Origin of the sequence: Synechococcus sp. R6-10 (assembly GCF_047461815.1) — a bacterium.
GTDB lineage: Bacteria > Cyanobacteriota > Cyanobacteriia > Thermostichales > Thermostichaceae > Thermostichus.
On record NZ_JANSHW010000485.1, the window covers coordinates 1 to 1985 of the forward strand.

Annotated in this window: 1 protein-coding gene; it reads left to right on the plus strand. The window is 58.8% G+C overall.

Features of this window, described 5'->3' with window-relative positions; translation table 11 throughout:
- Positions 1 to 150: 150 nt before the first annotated feature.
- A complete protein-coding gene (locus NW837_RS12585; protein WP_414331975.1) occupies positions 151 to 1863 on the plus strand; it encodes a SpoIID/LytB domain-containing protein in 1713 nt (570 codons plus the stop codon).
- Positions 1864 to 1985: the final 122 nt, after the last annotated feature.

Here is a 1985-nt window from a genome sequence, read left to right on the forward strand (position 1 = left end):
TTTGCCAAACCGCCTAAAGCTCAGTAAATTCAGCAAAGTTCAGGGTTTTGGGGGTTAGAGGCATGCTCCCCACTGCTGACGCAACCGCTGCAGGTAGGCCAAAAAAGATGGGGGTAAAATCGACAGGGTGTGTTTTAAGATAAAGCGGCCATGGCCAGTTGTCAGCCTCCCACTGCCAAACCCCGTCGGTTTTTAGGGGCTCCGTCCCGCTGGCGCAAACAGAGCACCCTCATTTCCGGCTTGGGCCTGTTGCTGACGGCCTTGGCGCTCCATGCCGCCGACGCGACCGGCGTTGGTGAAGAGACCTTGGCCACGGCGGCCACCCCCGAAAACCCAATCCTGCATATAGGCATTGTGCAACGCTTTGGCCGTTCTGAGACGGATCAAGTGGAGCTGGCGGCACCGACGGGATCCCTTCTCACCCTGGAATTTGCCCAAGCAGACGGCAGCACCCAGACCCAGCGAACGCCTCGGGTCAGCATCGGCATTGTCAATCGCGCCCTGACCACCCCGGAAACCGTATACCGTCTAATCCTCAGCAGCCACAAAAGCTTTGAGAGTGCCGAGGCCAATGCCAACCATTGGCAGTCTCTGGGCATCAGCACCGAGATCGCCCAGCCGCAAGAATGGCAGGTGTGGGCCAACCGCGCCTACACCCCGCAACAACTGATCCAGATTCAGCAGTATGCCCAGAAGGAAGGGATCCCCCATGTGCGGCTCGAGGTGCAGGAGCGGCGAGAACGGGCGGAGCTGAGCTGGATCCATGAACACTTTCGCTACCACCGCACCCGCCTCAGGGTGACCTCTGATGCCGGCTATCTACGGGTGAACGACCACTACTATGCCGGATCCATCACCTTTCAGCCCAATGCCTACGGCAGCTACACTGTGGTCAATGCCGTGCCTCTGGAAACCTATTTGCGGGGGGTAGTTCCCCACGAGGTGGGGCCAGGGGCCCCTTTTGCCGCGATGGCCGCCCAGGCGATTTTGGCGCGCACCTACGCCCTCAAGAACCTCCACCGCTTTCAGGTTGACGATTATCAGCTCTGTGCCAATACCCACTGCCAGGTTTACAAGGGATTGACCGGAACCCACCCACGGGCAGACGAGGCCATTCGCCAAACCAGTGGCCTGGTGCTCACCTACAATGGCGAGCTGGTGGATGCTGTCTATTCCTCTACCAATGGCGGCATCTCGGCGGCCTTTGAAGATGTTTGGGACGGGGATCCGCGCCCCTACCTACGCCCGCAAGCGGATATTGCCCATCGTGCTCCGCAGGGCGAGGAGCGCCATCAACCGGGTAAGCCCCTGGATTTGCGGCAGGAGAGCAGCTTCCAGGCGTTTTTGGCCCAGCGAGAGGGCTTCAACGAAGCAGGAGTATCCCGCCTATTCCGCTGGGAGTTCTCCCTATCTTTGGAGGAGCTGAACACCCAGTTGCGGGCCGGCCAAGACTACCTAGGGATCCCGATGCCCACCTGGAGCAGCATCGCGGGGATGCAGATCCTGGAGCGCTCCGCCAGTGGCCGGGTGCAGGTGATGCAATTGGACTTGCAGACGGCAGATGGGATCCGCTCGATTCTTTTGCGCAAGGATCAGGTACGCTTGGCTTTTCCTCGCCTGTACAGCACCCTGTTTCGGATAGAGCCTCTGAAACAAGGGGAGCGATTGGCAGGCTATCGCTTCATCGGTGGCGGCTTTGGCCATGGGGTGGGCCTGAGCCAGTATGGCTCCTATACCCTGGCTCGGCAGGGGTTTAACGCGGCACAAATCCTCGCTTTCTACTACCCCGGCACCACCTTGGCCCCGCTGGGATCCCTATCCTTGCAGTTGCCTGCCGCCTCAGCAGCCTACTCTATCCGCTAGAGGTTGGGTGAAAGTTATGGCCGTTCGCGACAGCGGGACAGAGCCTTTAGAAGAGCATGACTCTAGTCAATAATAAGCTCAACTATACTGAAAATAATGTATAATATGTTCAGTACGGATTA

Bases quoted from the DNA above. Each gene is read 5' to 3' on its own strand.
- NW837_RS12585 (WP_414331975.1), top strand. From the start codon at position 151: ATGGCCAGTTGTCAGCCTCCCACTGCCAAACCCCGTCGGTTTTTAGGG.